The sequence below is a fragment of the Sphingomonas sp. LR59 genome (genome assembly GCF_036855945.1).
Taxonomy (GTDB): domain Bacteria; phylum Pseudomonadota; class Alphaproteobacteria; order Sphingomonadales; family Sphingomonadaceae; genus Sphingomonas.
In genome coordinates, this window is the sequence record NZ_JASPFL010000001.1 from 328,363 (window position 1) to 350,135 (window position 21,773).

At 66.7% G+C, this 21,773-nt stretch carries 18 protein-coding genes and 4 pseudogenes; 8 read left to right on the forward strand and 14 right to left on the reverse strand.

The features are described from left to right. The first annotated feature begins 158 nt into the window (after window positions 1-158). A complete protein-coding gene (locus QP164_RS01565) occupies window positions 159-1,433 on the forward strand; it encodes a Xaa-Pro dipeptidase (protein WP_333921903.1) in 1,275 nt (424 codons plus the stop codon). A gap of 168 nt (window positions 1,434-1,601) precedes the next feature. Here QP164_RS01565 and QP164_RS01570 read toward each other — a convergent pair whose 3' ends face one another. Continuing rightward, a complete protein-coding gene (locus QP164_RS01570) occupies window positions 1,602-2,057 on the reverse strand; it encodes a hypothetical protein (protein WP_333921904.1) in 456 nt (151 codons plus the stop codon). Between the two features lie 181 nt (window positions 2,058-2,238). Between QP164_RS01570 and QP164_RS01575 the strand changes: the two genes are divergently transcribed. Then, window positions 2,239-3,045 (forward strand): hypothetical protein, encoded by an 807-nt coding sequence (locus QP164_RS01575; RefSeq protein ID WP_333921905.1) that lies wholly within the window; start codon window positions 2,239-2,241, stop codon window positions 3,043-3,045. Between the two features lie 302 nt (window positions 3,046-3,347). Here QP164_RS01575 and rplL read toward each other — a convergent pair whose 3' ends face one another. From rplL to QP164_RS01620, 9 genes and pseudogenes are all read right to left on the reverse strand, one after another. After that, entirely contained in the window at window positions 3,348-3,722 is a 375-nt protein-coding gene (gene rplL, locus QP164_RS01580) for a 50S ribosomal protein L7/L12 (RefSeq protein WP_031392842.1), read from the reverse strand. Between the two features lie 64 nt (window positions 3,723-3,786). Then, window positions 3,787-4,302 carry a 50S ribosomal protein L10 gene (rplJ, locus tag QP164_RS01585; protein ID WP_055879768.1) on the reverse strand — a complete coding sequence of 172 codons (516 nt, stop codon included), beginning with the start codon at window positions 4,300-4,302 and terminating at the stop codon, window positions 3,787-3,789. Between the two features lie 290 nt (window positions 4,303-4,592). Beyond that, window positions 4,593-5,375, reverse strand: coding sequence for a HesA/MoeB/ThiF family protein (locus QP164_RS01590; RefSeq protein ID WP_333921906.1), 783 nt, complete (start codon window positions 5,373-5,375; stop codon window positions 4,593-4,595). Window positions 5,376-5,380: 5 nt separating this feature from the next. Continuing rightward, window positions 5,381-5,833 (reverse strand): hypothetical protein, encoded by a 453-nt coding sequence (locus QP164_RS01595; RefSeq protein WP_333921907.1) that lies wholly within the window; start codon window positions 5,831-5,833, stop codon window positions 5,381-5,383. Then, the gene (gene dut / locus QP164_RS01600) at window positions 5,830-6,267 is read right to left on the reverse strand and encodes a dUTP diphosphatase (RefSeq protein WP_333921908.1); all 438 of its coding nucleotides are present in this window, start codon (window positions 6,265-6,267) and stop codon (window positions 5,830-5,832) included. Before dut ends, QP164_RS01595 begins: the two co-directional genes overlap by 4 nt. After that, window positions 6,264-7,451 (reverse strand): bifunctional phosphopantothenoylcysteine decarboxylase/phosphopantothenate--cysteine ligase CoaBC, encoded by a 1,188-nt coding sequence (gene coaBC, locus QP164_RS01605; protein ID WP_333921909.1) that lies wholly within the window; start codon window positions 7,449-7,451, stop codon window positions 6,264-6,266. Before coaBC ends, dut begins: the two co-directional genes overlap by 4 nt. 10 nt (window positions 7,452-7,461) lie before the next feature. After that, the gene (locus QP164_RS01610) at window positions 7,462-8,562 is read right to left on the reverse strand and encodes a hypothetical protein (protein WP_333921910.1); all 1,101 of its coding nucleotides are present in this window, start codon (window positions 8,560-8,562) and stop codon (window positions 7,462-7,464) included. Window positions 8,563-8,584: 22 nt separating this feature from the next. Then, window positions 8,585-10,119 (reverse strand): annotated as a pseudogene (ubiB, locus tag QP164_RS01615) (2-polyprenylphenol 6-hydroxylase). 235 nt (window positions 10,120-10,354) lie between these two features. Beyond that, on the reverse strand, window positions 10,355-11,119 hold the full coding sequence (locus QP164_RS01620) for a class I SAM-dependent methyltransferase (protein ID WP_132738866.1): 765 nt from the start codon (window positions 11,117-11,119) through the stop codon (window positions 10,355-10,357). Window positions 11,120-11,175: 56 nt separating this feature from the next. Here QP164_RS01620 and mutM point away from each other — a divergent pair. The 3 pseudogenes from mutM to dnaA all read left to right on the forward strand — a co-directional run bounded on the left by mutM (window position 11,176) and on the right by dnaA (window position 14,301). Further along, window positions 11,176-11,990: pseudogene (gene mutM, locus QP164_RS01625) on the forward strand (bifunctional DNA-formamidopyrimidine glycosylase/DNA-(apurinic or apyrimidinic site) lyase). 106 nt (window positions 11,991-12,096) lie between these two features. Beyond that, a pseudogene (rpsT, locus tag QP164_RS01630) lies at window positions 12,097-12,359 on the forward strand (30S ribosomal protein S20). Window positions 12,360-12,808: 449 nt separating this feature from the next. Next, a pseudogene (gene dnaA, locus QP164_RS01635) lies at window positions 12,809-14,301 on the forward strand (chromosomal replication initiator protein DnaA). 225 nt (window positions 14,302-14,526) lie between these two features. On the opposite strand, the gene trpS reads toward dnaA, so the two are convergent. From trpS to secB, 3 genes are read right to left on the reverse strand one after another with little or no spacing between them, the layout of a single operon-like run. Then, window positions 14,527-15,534 carry a tryptophan--tRNA ligase gene (gene trpS, locus QP164_RS01640; RefSeq protein WP_333921911.1) on the reverse strand — a complete coding sequence of 336 codons (1,008 nt, stop codon included), beginning with the start codon at window positions 15,532-15,534 and terminating at the stop codon, window positions 14,527-14,529. An 8-nt stretch (window positions 15,535-15,542) separates the two neighbouring features. Continuing rightward, window positions 15,543-17,108 (reverse strand): murein biosynthesis integral membrane protein MurJ, encoded by a 1,566-nt coding sequence (gene murJ, locus QP164_RS01645; protein ID WP_333921912.1) that lies wholly within the window; start codon window positions 17,106-17,108, stop codon window positions 15,543-15,545. 25 nt (window positions 17,109-17,133) lie between these two features. Then, window positions 17,134-17,646, reverse strand: coding sequence for a protein-export chaperone SecB (secB, locus tag QP164_RS01650; RefSeq protein WP_333921913.1), 513 nt, complete (start codon window positions 17,644-17,646; stop codon window positions 17,134-17,136). Window positions 17,647-17,810: 164 nt separating this feature from the next. Here secB and QP164_RS01655 point away from each other — a divergent pair, with 164 nt between their 5' ends. The 3 genes from QP164_RS01655 (at window position 17,811) to QP164_RS01665 (ending at window position 20,449) form a co-directional block, all read left to right on the forward strand. Continuing rightward, window positions 17,811-18,455, forward strand: coding sequence for a Tim44/TimA family putative adaptor protein (locus QP164_RS01655; protein ID WP_333921914.1), 645 nt, complete (start codon window positions 17,811-17,813; stop codon window positions 18,453-18,455). Between the two features lie 202 nt (window positions 18,456-18,657). After that, entirely contained in the window at window positions 18,658-19,830 is a 1,173-nt protein-coding gene (mltA, locus tag QP164_RS01660) for a murein transglycosylase A (protein WP_443027464.1), read from the forward strand. Further along, the gene (locus QP164_RS01665; protein WP_333921916.1) at window positions 19,805-20,449 is read left to right on the forward strand and encodes a Smr/MutS family protein; all 645 of its coding nucleotides are present in this window, start codon (window positions 19,805-19,807) and stop codon (window positions 20,447-20,449) included. The genes mltA and QP164_RS01665 overlap by 26 nt, the downstream gene beginning before the upstream one ends. A gap of 198 nt (window positions 20,450-20,647) precedes the next feature. Here QP164_RS01665 and dapE read toward each other — a convergent pair whose 3' ends face one another. Further along, window positions 20,648-21,763 (reverse strand): succinyl-diaminopimelate desuccinylase, encoded by a 1,116-nt coding sequence (gene dapE, locus QP164_RS01670; RefSeq protein WP_132738845.1) that lies wholly within the window; start codon window positions 21,761-21,763, stop codon window positions 20,648-20,650. Between the last annotated feature and the right edge of the window lie 10 nt (window positions 21,764-21,773).

Consider the following 21,773-nt stretch of genomic DNA (forward strand, 5'->3'; position numbering starts at 1 on the left):
GCCAGACGGAGGGGAGGTAAGCGGCCACGTGGGTTGCGTGTCCTCCCCTCCGCCACCTTCGGCGACACCTTCACCTGGCGGGGGAGGATCGATCCCGCTCTTGTCCGATCACGCTTGGTGACGCACACAAAGCCCAACTCGGGGAAGGGGATAACTTCATGAAGATCGCTACGATTCTAACCGCGACGCTGCTCGCCACCACCGCCACAATCGCAGACGCGAAAACGGTGGTCGTCACCGCCGCGCACATGATCGATGTCCTCGCCGGCAAACGCGTCGACAACCCGCAGGTGACGATCGTCGACGGTCGCATCACCGCGGTCGGGCGCAAGGGCGATGCGGTCCCCGTCGGCGCCGAACGCGTCGATCTCGGCGCCCGCACGCTGCTCCCCGGCCTGATCGACATGCACGTCCATCTGACCAGCGACCCGACGCTCAGCGGCTATCGTACGCTTGAGTTCACCGACAATTTCTGGACCGTCGTCGGCGTCGCCAATGCGCGCAAGACGCTCGACGCGGGCTTCACCACCGTCCGCAACGTCGGCTCGGCGAATTACGACGACGTCGCGCTGAAACAGGGCATTGAGCGGGGCTACGTTCCCGGCCCGCGTATCGTCCCCGCGACCTACGCGCTCGGCGCGACCGGCGGCCACTGCGACGCGACCGAATTCCCGCCCTCGATCCAGGTGCCGCACCCGCAGATCGCCAACACGCCCGACGAATTCCGCGGCGCCGTCCGGACGATCCGCAAATACGGCGCCGAGGTGGTGAAAGTCTGCATGACCGGCGGCGTCCTGTCGAAGACCGACAGCGTCGGTGCGCAGCAGATCAGCCTCCCCGAGATCAAGGCGATCGTCGAGGAAGCGCACATGCTCGGCATGAAGGTCGCGGTCCACGCGCACGGCAGCGAAGGCATCAACGACGCCTTGCGCGCGGGTGTCGACACGATCGAGCACGCCAGCCTCGCCGACGCCGAATCGTTCCGCCTGGCGAAAGCCAGCGGCGCGTGGTTCGACATGGATATCTACGACGACGACTATATCCTCGCCGAGGGTGCGAAGAACGGTGTCTTCGCCGAAAGCCTCGAGAAGGAGCGCCAGGTCGGCCTCAAGCAGCGCCAGACCTTCCGCGCCGCGCACGCCGCCGGGGTAAAGATGCTCTTCGGTACCGATGGCGGGGTCTATCCCAACGGCAACAACGCACTGCAGTTCGCCAAGATGGTCGAATGGGGCATGACGCCGATCGAGGCGATCCAGGCCGCAACTTCCAGCGCGGCGCAGGCGCTCGGCAGGACGGCAGACGTCGGCGCGATCCAGCCCGGCCGCTTCGGTGACCTGGTCGCGGTCGATGGCGATCCGCTCGCCGATGTCCGCCAGCTAGAGCATCCCAGCTTCGTCATGAAAAGCGGGGCTGTGGTCATCGCACCAAAGTAAACTCGGCTCGTTTGATCCTCCCCCGCAAGGGGGAGGTGGCTGGCCCTTGCCAGACGGAGGGGGAGGAAACGATAACGCCCGCTCCGTGTCCTCCCCTCCGTCGCCTACGGCGCCCCCCTGGCGGGGGAGGATTAATATTTGACGGCGTCACCCCTCCACGTTTCACCGCTACCAAGGCGCAACTCGTCGCAACGCGGGTTGCCGTCCGGTCACGTTCAGCCTCCCCGGCCACAACGCCGCGAACAATGCGCGCAGGGGATTTTCGACGATGACGACCGATCGCGGGGCGCTGGCCGCCCTGCTCGCCACCATGACGATGCTCGCATCGGCCAGTCCGGCAGTGGCCCAGACCGAGCAGACCGCGCCGGTCCGTGGCCTGGAGGGCTTGGCGAACCCAGCGCCGCAGACCAGCACCGCGGTCCCGATCCCTGACGCGCCGACGATCGTCCTGCCGAGCCAGACGCCCGCGCCCCGCCGCGCATCGCGTCCCCGCGCTGCGGAACCAGCTGCCGCGGAAAAAGCTGCTGCGGAAAAAGCCGTCGTTACACGGCCCGCCGCGCGCAGCGGATCCGAACCGTCGCAAGCCGGTACCTCGACCGAGCCGACACGTTCATCGGACTCCACCGAACCCGCGCCGATAGCGACTCCTACGCCCCAGCCGGCATCGGCCCCGCCGCCGTCGGAAGCTCAATCGACGAAGTCCGGCCCGCAAGTCGCTGCCCCGCAACCCACAGTCCCGCAACCTACGCCCACGCCCGACGCAACGACACAATCGACGGTCACTGCACCAGAGACGGGCAGGGCGATGCCGCTCTGGCTTTCGCTCGCAGTCGTCATCGTAGTCATCGGCGCGCTCTGGCTGCTCCGCCGCAAACCCCGCGGCCGTAGGCAGGGCCGCGTAGAGGTTGAAACCGTCGTCCAGCCGACACCGGAGCCGTTCGCGCCTGAGCCCGCCGCTGCGCCGGAACCCGCCGTCGGCCCCGCCTCATCGATCGAGCCTATAGCGGTCCCGGTCGCGCCCGCTACGTCCGTCGCAATCCCCGTGGCCGCGGCGGCCGCGCCGAAATTCCTCGAACCGCGGGCAAAAACGCCACCGCCGCCGCCTGCCGTCCCGCGGGCTCGCGTAACCTGCGACCTCCGTCCCTTGCGCGCCGGTCTCAACCTGTTGAGCGCGACGGTCGAGTGCGAACTCGTCGTCACCAACACCGGCACCGTGGCCGCCGAAGCGATCCGCACCGGCGTCGCGCTGCTGACCGCGCATGCTGGTCAGGACACCGACCTCGCCCAGTTCAACGCCGCCCCGATCGGCCGCCCGGCCACGCCACCGTTCGCGCTGGCGCCTGGCGAGACCCGCACGATCCGCACCGTCGTTGCGATCGCGCGCGAGGCGATCCAGACCATGACCGCTGCCAACCGCCCGATGTTCGTCCCCGTCCTCGCCACCAATATCCTCTACACCACTGCCGGTGACGACGCGCAGACCGCCCGCGCGTGGGTCGTCGGCATCGAACGCGTCGACTCCGCCAAGCTCGCGCCGTTCTGGCTGGATGCCCCCGCAAAGATGTTCACGACGGTCGCTGCCCGGGCGCATGCGGCGACGTTCGAGCGGTGAATTAAAGGGGGCGGGGGGCGAGACGTCGCTAGCTCTCCCCGTTCGTGCTGAGTAGAGACCGAGTAGCTTCGTAGAAGCGTATCGAGGGCTCGTATCGAAGCACAGGTTCCGCGCGCTACGCCCGCGTACGCAGGACGACCCACCATCACCAGACACGAAAAAGGGCGACCCCATCGCTGGGGCCGCCCTTTTCTTAGCTGCGGCCAGCAGGGGCAAAGCCCCTGCTTCGTCGGTCGGCATGAATGCCGCCGGCCGGCCTTGCGGGAGTGCGGGCCAGTATGGCCCGTCTCTCCCGCTGCGGCTTACTTGACCTCGACGGTCGCACCGGCTGCTTCGAGCTGAGCCTTGATCTTGGCTGCCTCGTCCTTCGACACGCCTTCCTTGACGGCCTTGGGAGCCGACTCGACCAGCGTCTTGGCTTCGGTCAGGCCGAGCGACGTGATCGCGCGGACTTCCTTGATGACGTTGATCTTCTTGCCACCGTCGCCGGTCAGGATGACGTCGAATTCGGTCTGCTCTTCTGCTGCAGGAGCAGCGGCGCCGCCGCCTGCTGCCGGTGCTGCGACCGCTGCTGCGGCCGAAACGCCCCACTTCTCTTCGAGCAGCTTCGAAAGCTCAGCTGCTTCGAGAACGGTCAGTTCGCTCAGGCTCTCAACGAGCGCGTTCAGGTCTGCCATGATAAATCTCCATCTCGGGGCTCGTGCCCCATCAGTTCAAAAAGGTAACGAAAGGCCTGCAAGATCAGGCGGCTTCCTTCTCCGCGTAGGCGGAAAGCACGCGCGCGAGCTGCGCTGCCGGAGCCTGCGTGATCGTTGCCAGCTTCGTGGCGGGTGCCACGATGAGGCCAACGATCTTGGCACGCAGTTCGTCCAGCGAGGGCAGCGTTGCGAGCGCCTTCACACCGTCGACGTCGAGGGTCGTCGCGCCCATCGCCCCACCCACGATTTCGAACTTGTCGTTCGTCTTCGCGAATTCCACGACCACCTTGGCGGCCGCGACGGGATCGATGGAGCTGGCCAGACCGACCGGACCCGTGAGCATGTCGCCCAGCGAGCTATAGTCGGTGCCGTCCATTGCGATCTTGGCAAGCTTGTTCTTCGAGACCTTGTAGGTCGCGCCGGCGTCGCGCATCTTGTTCCGCAGCACAGTGGACTGTGCGACGGTCAGGCCGAGGTTGCGCGTGACAACGACGACGCCGACCTCGGAAAAGGTGCGGTTCAGCTCGGCTACGGCCGCGGTCTTTTGATCACGATCCATGCCATTCTCCACGTTTTACGGGTTCACCGCTTGCGCAATGGACCCGGTTACTAACCGGAGGCGCAGACAAACCCGCGCTTCCGGGGTGTCTCGTCGATGGGGCATGGGAGAGGGCAGGCGCATGAGGCGCTCCGCAAAATCTCATTCCCCGTCTAGGTGGGAGATTAAGCACCGGCAAACCCGCTGCACCCACTGTCTCGGACGGAGTTCGACGAGCAAGCCCGCCGAACGAAGCCGCGCCTTAGCAGAATCGGCGGCGGAGTCAATTGCCAACCTCGCTCGCCGCCGGTCTAGGCGCTGGTAGAGTCGCTCAGATCATCGGCGAGGGCGCACCGCAGGCAGCCGGGGTCCTTGGGCAACCGGATCGTGCGGAACCGCAGCACTAGCAGGTCGACCAGCAGCAGCTTGCCCGCCTGGTCGTCGCCGAATGGTGCGATGGCGCGGAGCACTTCGAGCGCGGCGAGGCTGCCGAGGACGCCGGTGACGGGGCCGAGCACGCCGTCCTCCGCGCAACTCGTCTCCGCCCGTTCGGGATCTTCGCCGACGAAGCAGCGATAGCACGGCTTGTCGGCTTCCCACCCGCGATAGGTGGCGAGCTGGCCTTCGAACTGGCCGACCGCCGCGGAGACCAGCGGGATGTGCAGCGCTTGGGCGGCATCGGCGACGCAGAACCGGGTCGCGAAATTGTCGCAGCCGTCGAGGACGACATTCGCACCGGCCAGCAGGTCCGCGACGTTGGTCGGGTCGATCCGGATGCAATGCGCGACGATCTCGACATGCGGGTTGATCCGGCGCGCGGCGGCGGCGGCGGCGTCGACCTTGGCGAGGCCGGTGTCGGCGGTCGTGAAGATCGTCTGGCGCTGAAGGTTCGAGGGCTCGACGCTGTCGTCGTCGATCAGGATCATCTGGCCGACGCCCGCCGCGGCGAGATACTGGATCGCGGGCGAGCCGATCCCGCCCGCGCCGACGACTGCAACGCTGGCCGCCCTCAGTTTCGCCTGACCGGTACCGCCAAATTCCTTCAGGACGATGTGTCGGGCGTAGCGGACGAGCTCGTCGTCGGAGAGCATCATGCGGTTCAGCTGCCTGCCCAGGTGAAGGTCATGCTGGTGCGATACCAGGTGTCGGTCTGCGTATCGTCGAGGTCGATCGCGTCGCGCGGCGTACCGACGAGTACGCCGGCAGCATATTGCTCGACCGTCGGGCAATCGATCGCGCGCGGCGTCACGCGGCGAAACCGGCCCTGCGGCGTCGCGAGGACGGCGAGGTCGAGCGTGAGCGTCCAGCCCTGCGCGGTCCGCACCGCCTTCGCACAGCGTCCCGCCATCACCTCGCCGTGGACGTACATCGAGGTGTTCGCCTGGATCGTCGCGGACCGGCGGATCGGAAGAATGGGCAGCCCGTTCCAATCCTGCGGCGGCAGGGGAACGCTGGCGGTCGGCGTGGCGGCAGATGGTGCGGCCGGCGCGACCTGCGTCGCAACGCCTGGCGGGGCGACGGCCTGGAGCAGCAGGAGAAACGCGGCGATCATCGGCCGGTCGATCCGAAGCCGCCGGTGCCGCGGGAGGTGTCGTCGAGCGTCGCGACCTCCGCGAGCGTCGCGCGGAGGACGACCGCAGGCACCAGTTGCGCGATCCGGTCGCCGCGTGCGATCTCGAATGGGGCTTGGCCGAGATTGGCGAGGATCACCTTCACTTCGCCGCGATAGTCGCTGTCGATCGTGCCGGGGGTGTTGAGGCAGGTGACGCCGTGCTTCAGCGCGAGGCCGGAGCGGGGGCGGATCTGCACCTCATGGCCTGCGGGAATGGCGATCGCGAAACCAGTCGCGACCGCGGCTCGGTCGCCGGGGGCGAGCGTCAACGCCTCGGCGGCAACGACGTCCATCCCGGCGGCACCCTCGGTCGCATAGGCGGGCAAAGGCAGGCCCTCGCCATGCGGCAGGCGCTTCAGTTCGATACGGATCATGATGCGGCTTCTAGCGCATCGGCGATGCGGTCCGCCAGTCGTGCGGCAACCGCGTCCTTGGGCATGCGCTCCCAGCTCTCGACGCCCGCGGCCGTGACGAGGTGCACGCTGTTGTCCGCGCCGCCCATCACGTCGCCCGAGACGTCGTTGGCGACGATCCAGTCTGCGGTCTTGCGGATACGCTTGGCGACGGCGTGTTCGATGACGCGCTCGGTCTCGGCGGCGAACCCGATCAGCAGGCGAGGGCGGTGCGGGCTACGCGCCAAAGTCGAGAGAATATCGGGATTTTCCGCGAGCGTCAGCATCGGCGTGGCATCGCCTTTCTTGATCTTCTGCGGGACGGACTCAACGTGCCAGTCCGCGACGGCGGCCACCATGACCGCGGCGTCGGCGGGCAGCGCGTCGTCCACCGCGTGCGCCATCTCGCGCGCGGTCTCGACGTCGATCCGGTCGACGCCATGTGGAGTCGGCAGCGTCACTGGGCCCGCGACCAGCGTCACGCGTGCGCCGAGCCGTGCCAGCGCTGCGGCGATCGCAAAGCCCTGTTTGCCCGACGAGCGGTTGGCGATGTAGCGCACCGGATCGATCGGCTCGTGAGTCGGTCCGGCGGTGACGAGTACGTGGCGGCCCGCAAGGCGCTTCGGCAGTGCAGGCGAGAGCAAGGCCTCGATCGCGGCGCCGATCGCGGGCGGCTCGGGCAGGCGGCCGGGACCGTATTCGCCGCACGCCATCGCTCCTTCGTCGGGCATCATCACCGTGACGCCATCCGCGCGAAGCTGCGCCACGTTGCGGACGGTCGCGGCATGGCCCCACATGCGGACGTTCATTGCCGGCGCGACGAGCACCGGCTTGTCGGTGGCGAGCAGCAACGTCGTCGCGAGATCGTTCGCGAGGCCGGCGGCCATGCGGGCCATCAGGTCGGCGGTAGCCGGCGCGACGACGATCAGGTCGGCCTGCCGGCTGAGCTGGATATGGCCCATCTCAGCCTCGTCCTTGAGGTCCCACAGCGTCGTGTAGACCTTGTCCTCGCTGAGCGCGGCGAGCGTCATCGGCGTGACGAAATGATGCGCTGCCTCGGTCATCACGCAGCGTACCGCGTGGCCCTCGCGTTTGAGCAGGCGGATCAGCTCGGCGGCCTTGTAGGCGGCGATCCCGCCGCCGACGATCAGGAGAATACGCGTCATGGACGGCGTCTTAGCGTATTACGCGGCGGACCGTAATGCGTCGCCCGTCGCTCGCGGCTCGCACCAGATCGCGCAGTCCGTCGGCTGCAAAGACTATCCCCACGAGCGAGGCCGGCGCGATCAGCAAGGCCCAGTAAAATGTGTCGATCCGCCCGAACAGGCCGAGCATCAGGCCATAGCCGGCGAGCAGCGCGGCCATCCGCCCGGCGAGCGGATCGTGCCAGGCGGTCCAGCCGAACGCCGCGATACCGACTATCGGCGCGGCAACCACGAGCGGAAACAGGCTGAGCGCAGAGGCATCGACGATCGCGCGGACGACGAAGCCGACCCCGAGCATGCCGGCCCAGCCCGGCGACGACGGATCCAGCGGATGCACGACGAGCGACACGGCATGCGCGTGGAGCACCAGGACGATCGCGACGATGGCGAGCGATCCGATCCAGGCGGCGGCCTCACGGCGGCTTCCTTCGACAAGTGCGAAGACCGCCATCAACACGAGATACGGCGCGGCGGTCTCGCGGATAAGCGCGGCGGCAAGGCCTAATGCGACCGCTTCGACCCAATAGCCTGGACGACGCAGCGCGAGCGACAGCGCGATCAGCAATCCTGCCCAGACCTCGTGGAACAGCACCAGGCCCGCCTGGAAGAACGCTAGCATTCCGCCAAGCAGCAGGATCATCGCGATGGCGAGCGCCGGCTGGCTCAACGCGGGGCGCAGGCGGCGATACCAGGCGATCAACGTCGCGGTCGCCAGTGCGTACAGCATGGTGACGACCGCGAAGGCGGGCAACGCTGCGGCCACGACCGCGAGGGTCGGTAGGCGCATCGTGACGAACGGCTTCATCGGATAGTTGCCCGCGCGCATCGCATCGGCCGCGACCGCATAATAGGGGCCGCCGTGCCGAACACCGTCGACGATCCCCACGTAGAGCGCCATGTCCGTGCCGTGATCGGCACCGGTTGCGCGGGGCGCGGTCGGTACCGAAAGGGCAAGCCACGTCGCCATGATCGCGATGACGAACACCGCCAGCGTCGCGCGTGCACCCGACTGCGACATCGCCGCAAACCGCGACGGTCTCGTCAGCCACAAAGGCGCTACGGGACGGCGCATCATCCGGTCCGGCAGGCGGATATCACCGCAGCAAGAGCCAGGTCGCACCCACGCTGGTCAGCGCGGTTGCGAGCGCCACCGCCATGTAGCGCCAGCCGCCGCCGATCCGGATCACTTCGATCTCGCGCAGCGGCATCGTCGGCGGCGCGCCACCGGGCGCGGGGTAATGCGCCTCGATCCGGCGGACCAGCTCAGGCAGCCGTGTGAGCGTCTGGAAGTCCGCGATCAGGCGGTCGGCGATCATCGCCTCGGGGCCGAGCTCGCCGCGGATCCAGTCGCGGACGAACGGCTCGGCGGCTTCCCACAGGTTGATGTCGGGGTTGAGGCTGGTCGCGACGCCCTCGACCATCACCATCGTCTTCTGGAGCAGCAGCAGGTGCGGCTGCGTGACCATGTCGAAATCGCGCGTGATCGAGAACAGGCTGTCGAGCATCATCCCGATCGACATGTCCTTGACCGGCAACCCGCGCATCGGCTCGCCGACCGCCCTCAGCGCGGTCGCGAACTCGGCGACGTCGTGATAGGCGGGGACATAGCCCGCCTCGAAATGGATCTCGGCGACGCGTTTGTAGTTGCCGGTGATCAGGCCGTAGAGGATTTCGGCTAGCCAGACGCGGGCGCGGCGGTCGATCCGGCCCATGATGCCGAAGTCGATCGCGGCGATGCGGTTGCCGGGGAGCGCAAACAGGTTTCCCTGGTGCATGTCGGCGTGGAAGAACCCGTCGGCGATCGCCTGGCGCAGGAACGCGCGAACGAGCGTGTTGGCGAGCGCGGGCAGGTCGTAACCGGCCTCGACCAGCGCGGGGCGGTTCGACAGCTTGATGCCGTCGATCCACTCGATCGTCATGACCTTCGCGGTCGATCGTGCCCAGTCGATCGCGGGGATGACGAAATCGGGCTCGGCGGTCATGCCCTCCGCGAGTTCGGAGGCCGAGGCGGCCTCGCGGCGGAAGTTCAGTTCGCGCAGCGTCCAGCGCTTGAACGTCTCGATCGTGAGGCGCGGACGCAGGCGCATCGCTTCGGGGCTGAGCGCTTCAAGTTGCGCTGCGGCCCAACTGTAAGTGTCGATCGCGCGCGCGAAATCGTCCTCGACGCCGGGGCGGAGGACTTTCACCGCGACCTGTCGGCCGTCGGTGGTGACGGCGCGGTGGACCTGCGCGATCGACGCGGCGCCGACCGGGATCGGTTCGATCCGCGAGAACAACGTCTCCAGCGGCTTGCCGAAGCTCGCCAGCATCGCTGCCTCGATCGTTGCATAGGGGACGGGGAGAGCTGGTCCTGGAGACGCAACAGATCGTGCGCAGCGTCCTCACCGACGAGATCGGGGCGGGTGGCGAGCGTCTGGCCAAGCTTGATCGCCGCGGGACCGATCGCCTGGAACGCATCGGCATAGCGCGGGACTGCCGGCACGCGTGCGCCGAACCGTGCGATCCGTGCGAGCCGGCGAACGGGGGCGGGCGTGTTCGGGTCACGCTCGATCCCGCGCAACGCACCGTGGCGAGCAAGGATGCGGCCCCATTTGAGGAGGCGCCAGACGTGAGTGGTGGAGGCGGTCACTTGGGGTCGGTGCCGTAAGACAAGGTTGGTTCACGCGAAGGCGCTAAGGCGCGAAGAGAAGGTAGAAATGGTTCGCGCAGAGGCGCGGAGACGCGGAGGTGTTGCGTTTCGCCGCGGCTGCGGCTTTTCATCACTGGTGGTTGATGAAGTGAAAGCTGCCGCGCGCGCGCCATCTCTGCGTCCTCTGCGCCTCTGCGCGAAAACCCCTTCGCGCCTTCGCGCCTTCGCGTGATCACTAGATCTTCCACCCGCTGTGGATCGCAACGAGGCCACCCAGCAACGGCTCGACCTTCGTCTGCACGAAGCCGGCATCCGCGATCATGCCCTTGAACTTGGGCATGTCCGGGAAGCGGCGGATCGATTCGATCAGGTAGCGGTAGCTGTCGGCGTCCTGGGCAAGCAGTTGGCCGAGCTTCGGGACCATCTTGTGCGAATAGGCGTCGTATACCTCGGCGAACCCCGGCCACACGGTGGTCGAGAATTCGAGGCAGTAGAACCGCCCGCCACGCCGCAGGACGCGGTGGGCTTCGCGCAACGCCTTGGGGATGTCGGTCACGTTACGGATGCCGAACGCGATCGTGTACGCGTCGAAGAACTTGTCGGGGAAGGTCAGCGTTTCCGCATTGGCTTCGGTCCAGACCAGGCCGTCGATCCCGCGCTTCTGGGCGCGTTCCATGCCGACTTCGAGCATCTGCGGGTTGATGTCGGCGACCGTGATCGAAGCGCCCGACGGCTCCATGCGGAACGCGATGTCGCCGGTGCCGCCCGCCATGTCGAGGATCTGCTCGCCTTCGCGCGGTTTCACGCGGCGGACGAAGCGGTCCTTCCACAGCCGGTGCATGCCGCCCGACATCGCATCGTTCATCAGGTCGTATTTGCCTGCGACGTTCGAGAAGACGCCGCCGACGCGGGCGGTCTTCTCGGTGGCGGGGATGTCTTCGTAGCCGAAGGAGACGGTATCGGGCGTGAGTGCGGGCGCGGGCGCGATCAAGTCGTTCATATCCTGCGCTCTAGCCGCGCCTTGTGGCGCGAGCAAACGCAACCTAGCTGCAAACCGTGCCAGAATTACCAGAAGTCGAAACCACCGTGCGCGGGCTGGAGCCCGTGCTGAAGGGCCAGCGCCTGACCTCGGTCGAGCCGCGCCGCGCCGACCTGCGCAAAGCGATCCCGGTCGATCTGCGGCAGCGGATGACCGGAGCGACCGTTACGCACTTGGGCCGTCGTGCCAAATACGGGCTCATCGATACCGATCGTGGCGATACGCTCGTCTTCCATCTCGGCATGTCGGGGCGCTGGCGAGTCGATCCGAGCGAACTGCTTGCGCACGATCACTTGCTGATCGGGACGGCGGCGGGGCGGACGGTCGCGCTCAACGATCCCCGGCGATTCGGCTTTCTCGATCTGTGGGCCACCGAGGACATCGCCAATTATCCGCCGTTCCTCAGCATGGGGCCGGAGCCGCTTGGACCCGATCTGACGGCGGCGTATCTGCTTGAGGCGCTCGAAGGGCGGGGGCTTCGATCAAGGCGATGCTGCTCGACCAGCGAATCGTCGCAGGGCTCGGCAACATCTATGTGTGCGAGGCGCTGCACATGGCGAAGATCGCGCCGTCACGCGCGGCGGGGCGGATCTCGCTGTTTCGGCTCGAGCGACTCGTCGAGGCGATTCGGACAGTGTTGACTGCTGCGATCCTGGCCGGCGGGTCTTCGCTGCGCGATTACGTACGACCCGACGGCGAACTCGGCTATTTCTCCAAGCAATGGCGCGTCTATGGGCGCGAAGGCGAGCCGTGCGAATGCGGTGCTACCGTGAAGCGGCGGACGGAGGGCGGGCGCTCGACGTTCTGGTGTCCGAAGTGCCAACGCGGTTGAGCCTATCAGTTGACGGGCTAGCACAAAGTGAGTAGGGCCGCGGCTTCGAGAGGGCGTAGGAGCAATCCGGCGCCCCTTTTATTCATTCGAACATCCAGAGGGCTTCATGGCGAACACGCCGCAGGCGAAAAGCGTATCCGTCGCAACGACCGTCGCGCGGAAGTGAACGGCAACCGCGTCGGCCGTATCCGTACCTTCATCAAGAAGGTCGAGGCCGCACTGGCTTCGGGCGACAAGGGCGCAGCGACCACCGCACTCGCAGCGGCACAGCCTGAGCTTCAGCGTGGCGTCGCCAAGGGCGTGCTGCACAAGAACACCGCGAGCCGCAAGTTCGCGCGTCTGACCAAGGCCGTGACCGGGCTCGCCTAAGCGACCGATCACTGTCGAAAGCGGATCACCCGTCGGGACATTCCCGGCGGGTTTTTTGCGTCTGCGAAGGGAACCAAGTGCGACGGTGCGTAACCCACGGATTCCCCGCGATTCGAGTGGTCCGAAGTCAAGTCACGGAATGATTGAATTCGCAAAAAATACGTAAACACAGCCACTTATAAAAATATCGACGCATTTCCGCGGCTTGATCAAGTCAACCCGCTTTATTTCGAAAATGTGACGCGTCGGGGTCTTGCCCGGATCGCCGATCGCTTCATAACGGGGCTCACAGCGACGGTGGTTTCCACCGCTGCATCAAACACACAGGGCGAAGATGCCGGATGACCCTTGGGGTCGTCGGGGGACCATTTTCTGTCGGGACTATATCACCCGCGCGAGCAATCTCGCGGGGTCGGAGATGCGTGCGCGTGACGAAGTGGCAAGGATCAATGACGCACGCGACCGAGGCCGAGAAGGCCTGGGCCCGCGTGCGTGCATCCTTGCGCGAGTCGGCGGGGGCGCGGCTGTTCGAGCAGTGGCTGAAGCCGATCGAACTCGTTCCGGGTGACGATCGCGACACGATCCGCCTCGCGCTGCCCTCGGCGTTCATGACGAACTGGGTCCGCAATCATTATGCCGACCGACTCGTGCTCGAATTCAAGCAAATCCTGCCCCACGTCCGCACCGTGCAGATCGAGACCCGGGTGCCGGGTCGCGCGCCCGTCGTGCTCGCGATCGAGCCGGTGGCCGATGCCATGCCGGCCAAGCCCGTCGCCGATCCGGTGCCGGTCGAGGCCAAGCCGGCTCCCAAGCCGGTCGGCGAGCCTGCGCAGGTTTCGATGAAGTTCGGCGTCGATCCTTCGCTGAAGCCTGCGCCGACGCTGGCCGTGGCCTCCGCGCCGGTCGGCGTGCCGGCCGAGCGCCCGCCGCTCGATCCGCGCTATACGTTTGCGCGATTCGTCGTCGATCCCTCGAACAAGGTGGCGTTCAACGCCGCCAAGGTGCTCGCCGAGCCGGGCCCGGTCCGGTTCAGCCCGTTGTTCCTCCACAGCGGCACGGGGCAGGGCAAGACCCATCTCATGCACGCGATCGGTCACGCGTTCCTCGAGCATAACCCGCACGCGATCGTGCTGTGCATGTCCGCCGAGCGGTTCATGTACGACTTCGTCGCGTCGATGCGCGCGCGCGATACGCATGCGTTCAAGCAGCGGCTGCGCGGTGCCGACCTGCTGCTGATCGATGATCTCCAGTTCATCGCCGGCAAGGACGCGACGCAGGAAGAATTCTTCCACACGGTCAACGAGATCATGGCGGCGGGCAAGCGCCTGGTGATCTCCGCCGATCGTTGCCCGCAGGCGCTGGAGGGCGTCGAGGCGCGGATTGTCAGCCGGATGTCGGTCGGGCTGGTCGCGGACATCAAGGCGCCCGATCTGGTGCTGCGCCGGACGATCCTAGATCGGAAGCTGGTCGATCTGCCCGACATGCGCGTGCCGACCGACGTGCTCGACCTGCTTGCGAGCCGCATCCATGCGAACATCCGCGAGCTCGAGGGCGCGCTGAACCGGGTGGTGGCGTATGCGCAGCTGACCGGGGACACGATCGACCTCGACTTCGCGGTTGCGACGTTGGGGAAGTTCTTCGTGGCGCGCAGAAGCGCGTGACGATCGACGAGATACAGAAGCTCGTGTCGGCGCATTTCGAACTGAAGCCACTCGACCTCATTTCGGCGCGACGCGCGCGGGCTGTCGCACGGCCGCGGCAGATCGCTATGTATCTGGCGAAGCGGCTGACGACCCGCTCGTTGCCGGAGATCGGCCGAAAATTCGGCGGGCGCGATCACTCGACGGTGATCCATGCGGTGCGGAAGATCGAGGAACTGCGGGATTCGGATCGCGATATCGACGCGGCGGTGCGCGTGCTGATGCGCGAGCTGGAAGGCTAGGTCAGCCCTTCCTTGTTCCCCCGCGAAGGCGGGAGCCCAGTCTGGACCCCCGCCTTCGCGGGGGAACAAGCTTTCTAACCGAAGTACACCCCTAGTCCGTCATCTTAGCGGAAGCTGGGATCTTCCCGTTTGGCAGAGGTAGCGTGCAATGGGGAGACCCCAGCTTTCGCTGGGGTGACGATCATATTCCTAGGTGACGGGCAGGGCTTAGGTCGCGAGCAGGGTTTAGACCTGCAACCCCATCGCATCCTGCGTCTGCTTCAACACCGGTGCCGCCAGCGCGCGCGCCTTCTCCGCCCCCGCCTGCAACACCGCCGTCACCGCACTGCGATCGTCCAGCAACCGCACCATATCGTCACGGATCGGCCCGAGCTTCGCCACCGCCAGATCCGCCAGCGCCGGCTTGAACGCGCCGAAGCCCTTGCCACCGAACTCGGCGAGCACGGTCGCGACATCGCTATCCGCCAGCGCCGCATAGATCGTCAGCAGGTTGCGAGCCTCGGCGCGATCTCCCAGTTCCTCGACCGTCGCCGGCAACACGTCCGGATCGGTCTTCGCCTTGCGGAACTTGTCCGCAATCGTGTCGTCGCTGTCGATCAGCTTGACCACCGACTGCTCGGAAGGGTTCGACTTCGACATCTTCGCCGACGCATCGCGCAAGCTCATGATCCGCGGCGCGGCCTTGCTGATCAGCGGGGCGGGGAGCGTGAACAGGTCCACCTTGTAATCACCGTTAAATTTGGTGGCGATGTCGCGCGCGAGTTCGAGATGCTGCTTCTGGTCCTCGCCGACCGGCACATGGGTCGCGTTGTAGAGCAGCACGTCGGCGGCCATCAGCACCGGGTAGTCGTACAGCCCGACGCTCGCGCCCTCGCGGTTCTTGCCCGCCTTGTCCTTGAACTGCGTCATTCGGTTCAGCCAGCCGACGCGCGCGACGGTGTTGAGCAGCCACGCCATCTCGCTGTGCGCGGGCACGCGCGCCTGGTTGAACAGGATCGACTTGGCCGGATCTATCCCCGCGGCGATCATCGTCGCGGCGACCTCGATCGTGTGCAACGAGAGCTCGGCGGGCGCGATCCATTCGGTCGGCGCGTGGAGATCGGCGATGAAGAACATCGACTCGCCGCCCTGTGCCGCGACATCGTCCTGCAGCGTCACCCACTGCTTCACCGCCCCCAGGTAATTGCCGAGATGGAGATTACCGGTGGGCTTGATGCCGGAGACGACGCGCATAGTGAAACCTATCTGGAACGACGCAGAAGCGTGGAGATGTCGCCCAGCCGGAACGCGCCGGTGAGCAATGTCGCGATCGCATAGACCACCCCGCCGGTGGTAACCAGCACCAGCATGGCACCCCAGCGCTGGATGCTGGTGGCGGTCACGAACGGCTGGAACAGGTCGTTGAGGAAAAACATCACGACGCCCATGATCAGCGCGGCGACCAACAGCCGCCACGTCCGCCGACGAAGTCGTGCGTCAGGCGTGAAATGCCCCCGGCGGACGAGCGTGCGGTAGAGCATCGCGACGTTGACCGTGCTCGCGATCGCGGTGGCGAGCGGCGGGCCCATATGCCCGAGCGGCTTGATGAAGGCGAGGTTGAGGACGAGGTTCACGACCATCGACATCGTCGCATAGCGAACTGGGGTGCGCGTGTCGGAGCGCGCGTAATAGCCCGGCGTGAGGACCTTCACGAGGATATACGACGGCAGTCCGATCGAGAACGCGGCGAGCGCCTGCGCGGTCAGCACGCTGTCGTCGAGCGCGAACTTGCCGTGCTGGAACAGCGCGCCGACGATCGGCACGCCGCAGACGATCAGCGCGACCGTCGCGGGCAGCGTGAGGAACAGCGCCAGCTCCATGCCGCGGTTCTGCGTCGCCATCGCCTCCGCATCCTCGCCGCGGCCGAGTTGGCGCGAGATGGTGGGGAGCAGGACGGTGCCAAGACCGATGCCGATCAGGCCTAACGGAAGCTGGTTCAGGCGGTCGGCGAAATAGATGTACGAGACCGATCCCGCCGGCAGCAGGGCGGCGGCCAGAGCGGTCGAGACGACGAGGTTGATCTGCACCGCACCGGCACCCGCCGCGGCAGGCCAGATCAGCGACATGAGCTTCTTCACGTCGGGGTTAAGCTGCGGACGCTTCAGCCGGAGCTTCACGCCCGACGCCCGGCACGCGTAGATCAGCCATCCGAGCTGCAACGCGCCTGATATCGTCACCGCGATCGCCTGGTTGCGCGCGGTCAGCAGTGGCTGGTGCTCGTGGAACAGCAACAGCGCGGCGATCAGCGTCGCGTTAAGCAGGATTGGCGCGGCCGCGTTGATCCAGAATTTGTGCAGCGAATTGAGGATGCCGCCAAGCAGCGAGACAAGGCTGATCAGCGGCAGGTAGGGCAGCATGATCCGCGACAGGTGGACGACATAGTCGAACCGCTCAGCGCTCGCGCCATTGAACCCGAAGGTCAGCAGCCACGTCATCGGCCACGCCGCGAGTTCGAACAGCACCGTCATTAGGATCAGCGTCGGCAGCAGCACCGACAGCGCGTCCTCGGCGAACGCGATCCCGTCGGGCAGCCCGCGGCCATCCTTGTCGCCGACCTTCCGATTGAACATCGGAATGAACGCGGCCGAGAACGCGCCCTCCGCGAACAGCGCGCGGAACATGTTGGGGAGGCGGAACGCGATCAGGAACGCGTCCGACGCGAACCCGGCGCCGACGAACCGCGCGAACAGCGAGTCGCGCACCAACCCCAGGACACGGCTGGCGAGCGTCAGCCCGCCGACCGATCCCAGCGCCTTGGTCAGGTTCATCTAATACCGCTCCGCCTCCGGTCGATCAGGCCTGGCCGAAATCGCCGACGTTCGGCTGGATGCCCTGCTGCTCCGACTGCGTCAGGTACAGCTGGCCGAAGTCGATCGGCTCGAGCAGCAGCGGCGGGAAACCACCGTCACGCACCGCATCCGACAGCACGCGGCGGGCGAACGGGAACAGCAGGCGGGGCGCCTCGCCGAGTAGGAACGGCTGGACATGCTCGGCCGGGATGTTGCGGAGTCCGAACAGCCCTGCGTACGAAAGGTCGACGATGAACGCGACCTGGCCTTCGCTCTCGGCGCGGACGTCGATCTTCAGCACGACCTCATGCACCTCGTCGCCGACCTGCGCCGCGCCGATGTTGAACTGCACGTCGATCGCCGGCGGGGTCTGGTTCTGGTAGACCGCGGGAGCGTTCGGGTTCTCGAACGACAGATCCTTGACGTACTGCGAGATCAGCCCGGCGGCTGGGATCGTGTCCTCGCCATTCGCGATAGCCTGGTCCGGCATGGTGATGCCGTTGTCCTGATCGTCCATTCGTCATGTCCTTGAAATGCGCAAAGATGGGACCGAAGCGGAATGCTCGTGCGTTCCATTGGGTCGAGGCGGTGCGATTAGCAGTGCCCGAGGGGCGTTTCAACGGGCGCGGGTTTGAATAACCGCAGCTTTGGCCTATGTTAGCCCGAAGATCGGAGGCACGGTTGTTTTACGTAGTACTTCTCGCGATGGTTGCAGGCTTTTTAGCGATGCGACTGTACAGCGTGCTCGGTAAGCGGACAGGGCATGAACAGCCCTTGCCGCGCGCAGCCGAAGACCGGCCTGCGCTTGCCGCAGTTCCGCGAACGGTCGATGCGACGCCTGAGCCGCGCGAGATCGTCAGCCGCAACATCGAGCCGCGCGCCGAAGCTGGCCTGCGTTCGATCGTCGCCGCCGAACCCGGGTTCGACGTCAACCAGTTCCTCGAAGGCGCACAGGCTGCGTACCGCATGGTGCTCGAGGCGTTCTGGAAGGGCGACGAGGACGAGCTTGGCTATCTTGCTGAAGACGATGTCCGGACGGCCTTTGCCGAGGCGATTGCGGCCCGGATTGCGGCAGGCGAAGTGCTCGACAACCGTCTTGTCTCGATCGAGCGTGCGGTAATTTCGGATGCGAGCGTGTCGGGTCGCGACGCGCGGATCACGGTGCGGTTCGACGCGGATATTGCTGCCGTTACGCGTGATGGCGAGGGTAATGTCCTGGCCGGCTCGCTGACCGACGCGGTCGAGACGCACGACGTCTGGACCTTCGCACGGACGCTGAAGAGCAGCGATCCGAACTGGAAGCTTGCCGACACCGACGAGGCGTGACCGTGCGTTTCAGGGGGCGGGGCTTAGCGCACTGGGTCTAGCTCTGGCACTTAGCGCGTGCGTCGGCGGCGTCGAGCCACCGCGCGCAGGCCCCGCGCCGGTCGATCGCGGCGGCAATTCCGACCGAGAGCCTTCGCGCGAGCCGGTCCGCGTCCACCCGTCGCGCGATACCGGTGCTTCGCCTAACATCCGTGGCATTCAGATGCCCGCGCGGATCGTCGGCGCTGTGCCACTGTTACCGGCTCCCGTCCTTGCACCCGCGGCCCCCGTCAACGCGGCGACTGCCGGCGTCACCGCTGGTCCGGCGATCGCGAGCCTGCCGATCGACGAAACGCAGGCGCAGTCCGCGCTCGCGGCATTCGTGACGAGTTGCCCGTCGCTGATGCGCCGCAACGATGCGTCGGGGCTGACGCGCGGTGCCGATTGGCAGCCGGGCTGTGCGGCGGCGGCGTCCGTCCCCCGCGGTGGCGCGCGGAATTTCTTCACGCAGTGGTTCGAGGCGGTCCAGGTCGGCGACGGCAAGGCGTTCGCGACAGGCTATTACGAGCCCGAGATTGCCGGTTCGATAGAGCGTCGCGATGGCTATGCGCCGATTTACGGGCGGCCGAACGATCTGATCGATGTCGATCTTGGCGCGTTCTCGACAAGCTTGAAGGGCAAGAAAATTCGCGGTCGTGTCGATCGCAGCAATCTGGTGCCCTATTACGACCGCACCGCGATCGAGCAGGGCGCGATTTCGGGGCGTGCGCCGATCCTCGCCTGGGCGCGCGATCCGGTGGAGTTGTTCTTCCTCCAGATCCAGGGGTCGGGGCGGCTTCGGCTGCCCGATGGCGAGATCCTGCGGATCGGCTACGCGACGCAGAATGGCCGCGATTACACCGGCATCGGTGCGCTGATGAAGTCACGCGGGCTTCTGCAACCGGGACAGACCTCGATGCAGGGGATCGTCGCTTGGTTGCACGCGCATCCGGCCGAGGGGCAGGCGATCATGCGCGAGAACAAGAGCTTCGTGTTCTTCCGCGAGTTGGAGGGCGCGCCTTTGGGGGCGCTTGGATTGCCGGTCACCGGTCAGGTGAGCGCGGCGGCGGACGTCAAGTTCGTGCCGCTGGGCGCACCGGTGTTCCTGTCGCTCGATCGGCAGGATGCGAGTGGTTTGTGGGTCGCACAGGACACCGGCGGCGCGATCAAGGGGAGCAATCGCTTCGACACGTTCTGGGGCGCTGGCCCAGCGGCGGAGTCGACCGCGGGTGGGATGGCGGGGCGTGGCACCGCGTATCTATTGCTGCCCATCGGTACCGTACAACGTCTCAACAGCCAGCGGTTCAACGGTCTAGCGAATGGGGCGCAAGATGGCGGGTCGACCCCTCAACCCTGACCCCCTCACCCCGGAGGAGGCGCAGCTCTGGGCGCGCGTGATGGCGAGCGTCCGGCCGATGCGCACGGTCGCAATCCGCATTCCAGAGCGCGCCCCGCCGCTGCCGCCTCCACCAAAACCGGTGATTGGCCCCAATGGCAAAGTCGTGCCGCCGCCGCCCGCGCCGATGGGGCGGGTAAAGCCGCTCGTCCGCACCGTCGTCACGCCGTTCGCTAGCCGACCGGGTGCGAAGCCGGTGGCGGCACCGCGGCCGGTTGCGAAGCCGATCACCGCGAACACGCTCGATGGCGGCTGGGACAAGAGGCTGACGCGCGGCGTGGTCAGTCCCGACAGTTCGATCGATCTGCACGGGCATACGCTAGCGTCGGCGCATGCGATGCTCGACGTCGGGCTGGGCCGGGCGATCGCGCGGGGCGACCGTGTGCTGCTGCTGGTGACCGGCAAGCCACCGCGCCCCGAAAGCGAACGCCCGCACGCGCGTGGCGCGATCCGGTCGGCGGTGGCGGACTGGCTGGCAGGGTCGCGCCACGCGGACTCGATCGCTGCGGTCCGCGGCGCGCATCCGCGACACGGCGGGCAGGGGGCGTTGTATATCGTCCTGCGCCGCGGGCGGGAGTAGGCGTTCTTTCTCGCTACTCGGAACGGGGGATAGAGAGCGTAAGGGAACGCTGACCTACATACCCTCGTCATCCCAGCGAAAGCTGGGATATTTCACGATACGCGCGTCGCATGCCAAACGGGGATACCCCAGCTTTCGCTGGGGTGACGGGTTCCTGGGGGCGTTGCGAAGCTAGCGATACGGGTCCCGTTCGCCGATCTACCGCAGCGCCCGTGTGATCACACCTGCATAGATATCCGTCAGCGTCCGCAGATCCTCGACCGCGACCGCTTCGTCGACCTTGTGCATCGTCGCGTTGACCAAGCCGAACTCGACCACCGGGCACAGCTTCGACAAAAAGCGCGCGTCGGAGGTGCCCCCGGTTGTCGACAGCTCTGGTGTGATGCCGGTGGCATCCGCAATCGCATCCGACAGCAGCGTCGAGAACGCACCCGGCTCGGTCAGGAACGCCTCGCCGGATACCTTGCCTGTCACGACCGTACCCGGCGCATGACGCTCGGCGATTGCGCGGATGCGGTCGATCAGATCCGCGCCACGGTGGCGGTCGTTGAACCGGATGCTCAGCCGCGCCATCGCCTTGGCCGGGATGACGTTGTGCGCTGGGTTGCCGACGGTGATGTCGGTGACTTCGATGTTCGATGGTTGGAACCAGTCGGTACCCTGGTCGAGCACCACGGCGTCAATCTCCGCGAGGATCGCGATCAGCCGCGGGATCGGGTTGTCGGCGAGATGCGGATAGGCGACATGGCCTTGGCGCCCCGGGACGTCGATCCAGATGTTCACCGAGCCGCGCCGCCCGATCTTTACCATGTCGCCAAGCCGTGCGGTCGAGGTCGGTTCGCCAACGAGGCACAGGTCGGGGACGATCCCGCGCGCGGCCATCCGCTCCATTAGCGCGACGGTGCCATAGGTCGCAGGGCCCTCTTCGTCGCCGGTAATGATCAGCGACAGCGTTCCCGCATCGCTGCGGCTGGCGGCGGCGGCGAATGCGGCGACCGCGCCCTTCATGTCGACCGCACCGCGTCCGTACAGCAGTCCGCCGCGGACCTCGCCGGACCAGGGCGATCCGGTCCAGCCCTCACCGGGCGGAACAACGTCGACATGCCCGGCAAACGCCAGATGACGCGGCCCCGCGCCGCGTGTGGCGAGCAAATTCTCTACCGGGCCGTCAGGCGCTTTACCGACGACGAACCGGTCGACCGCGAAGCCGATTGGCACGAGCGCCGCCTCCAGCACGTCGAACACGGTTCCCCGCGCGGGCGTTACGCTATCCGCGCGCAACAGCGCCTGGGTCAGTTGGACGGGGTCGATCATCTTGTCCTCC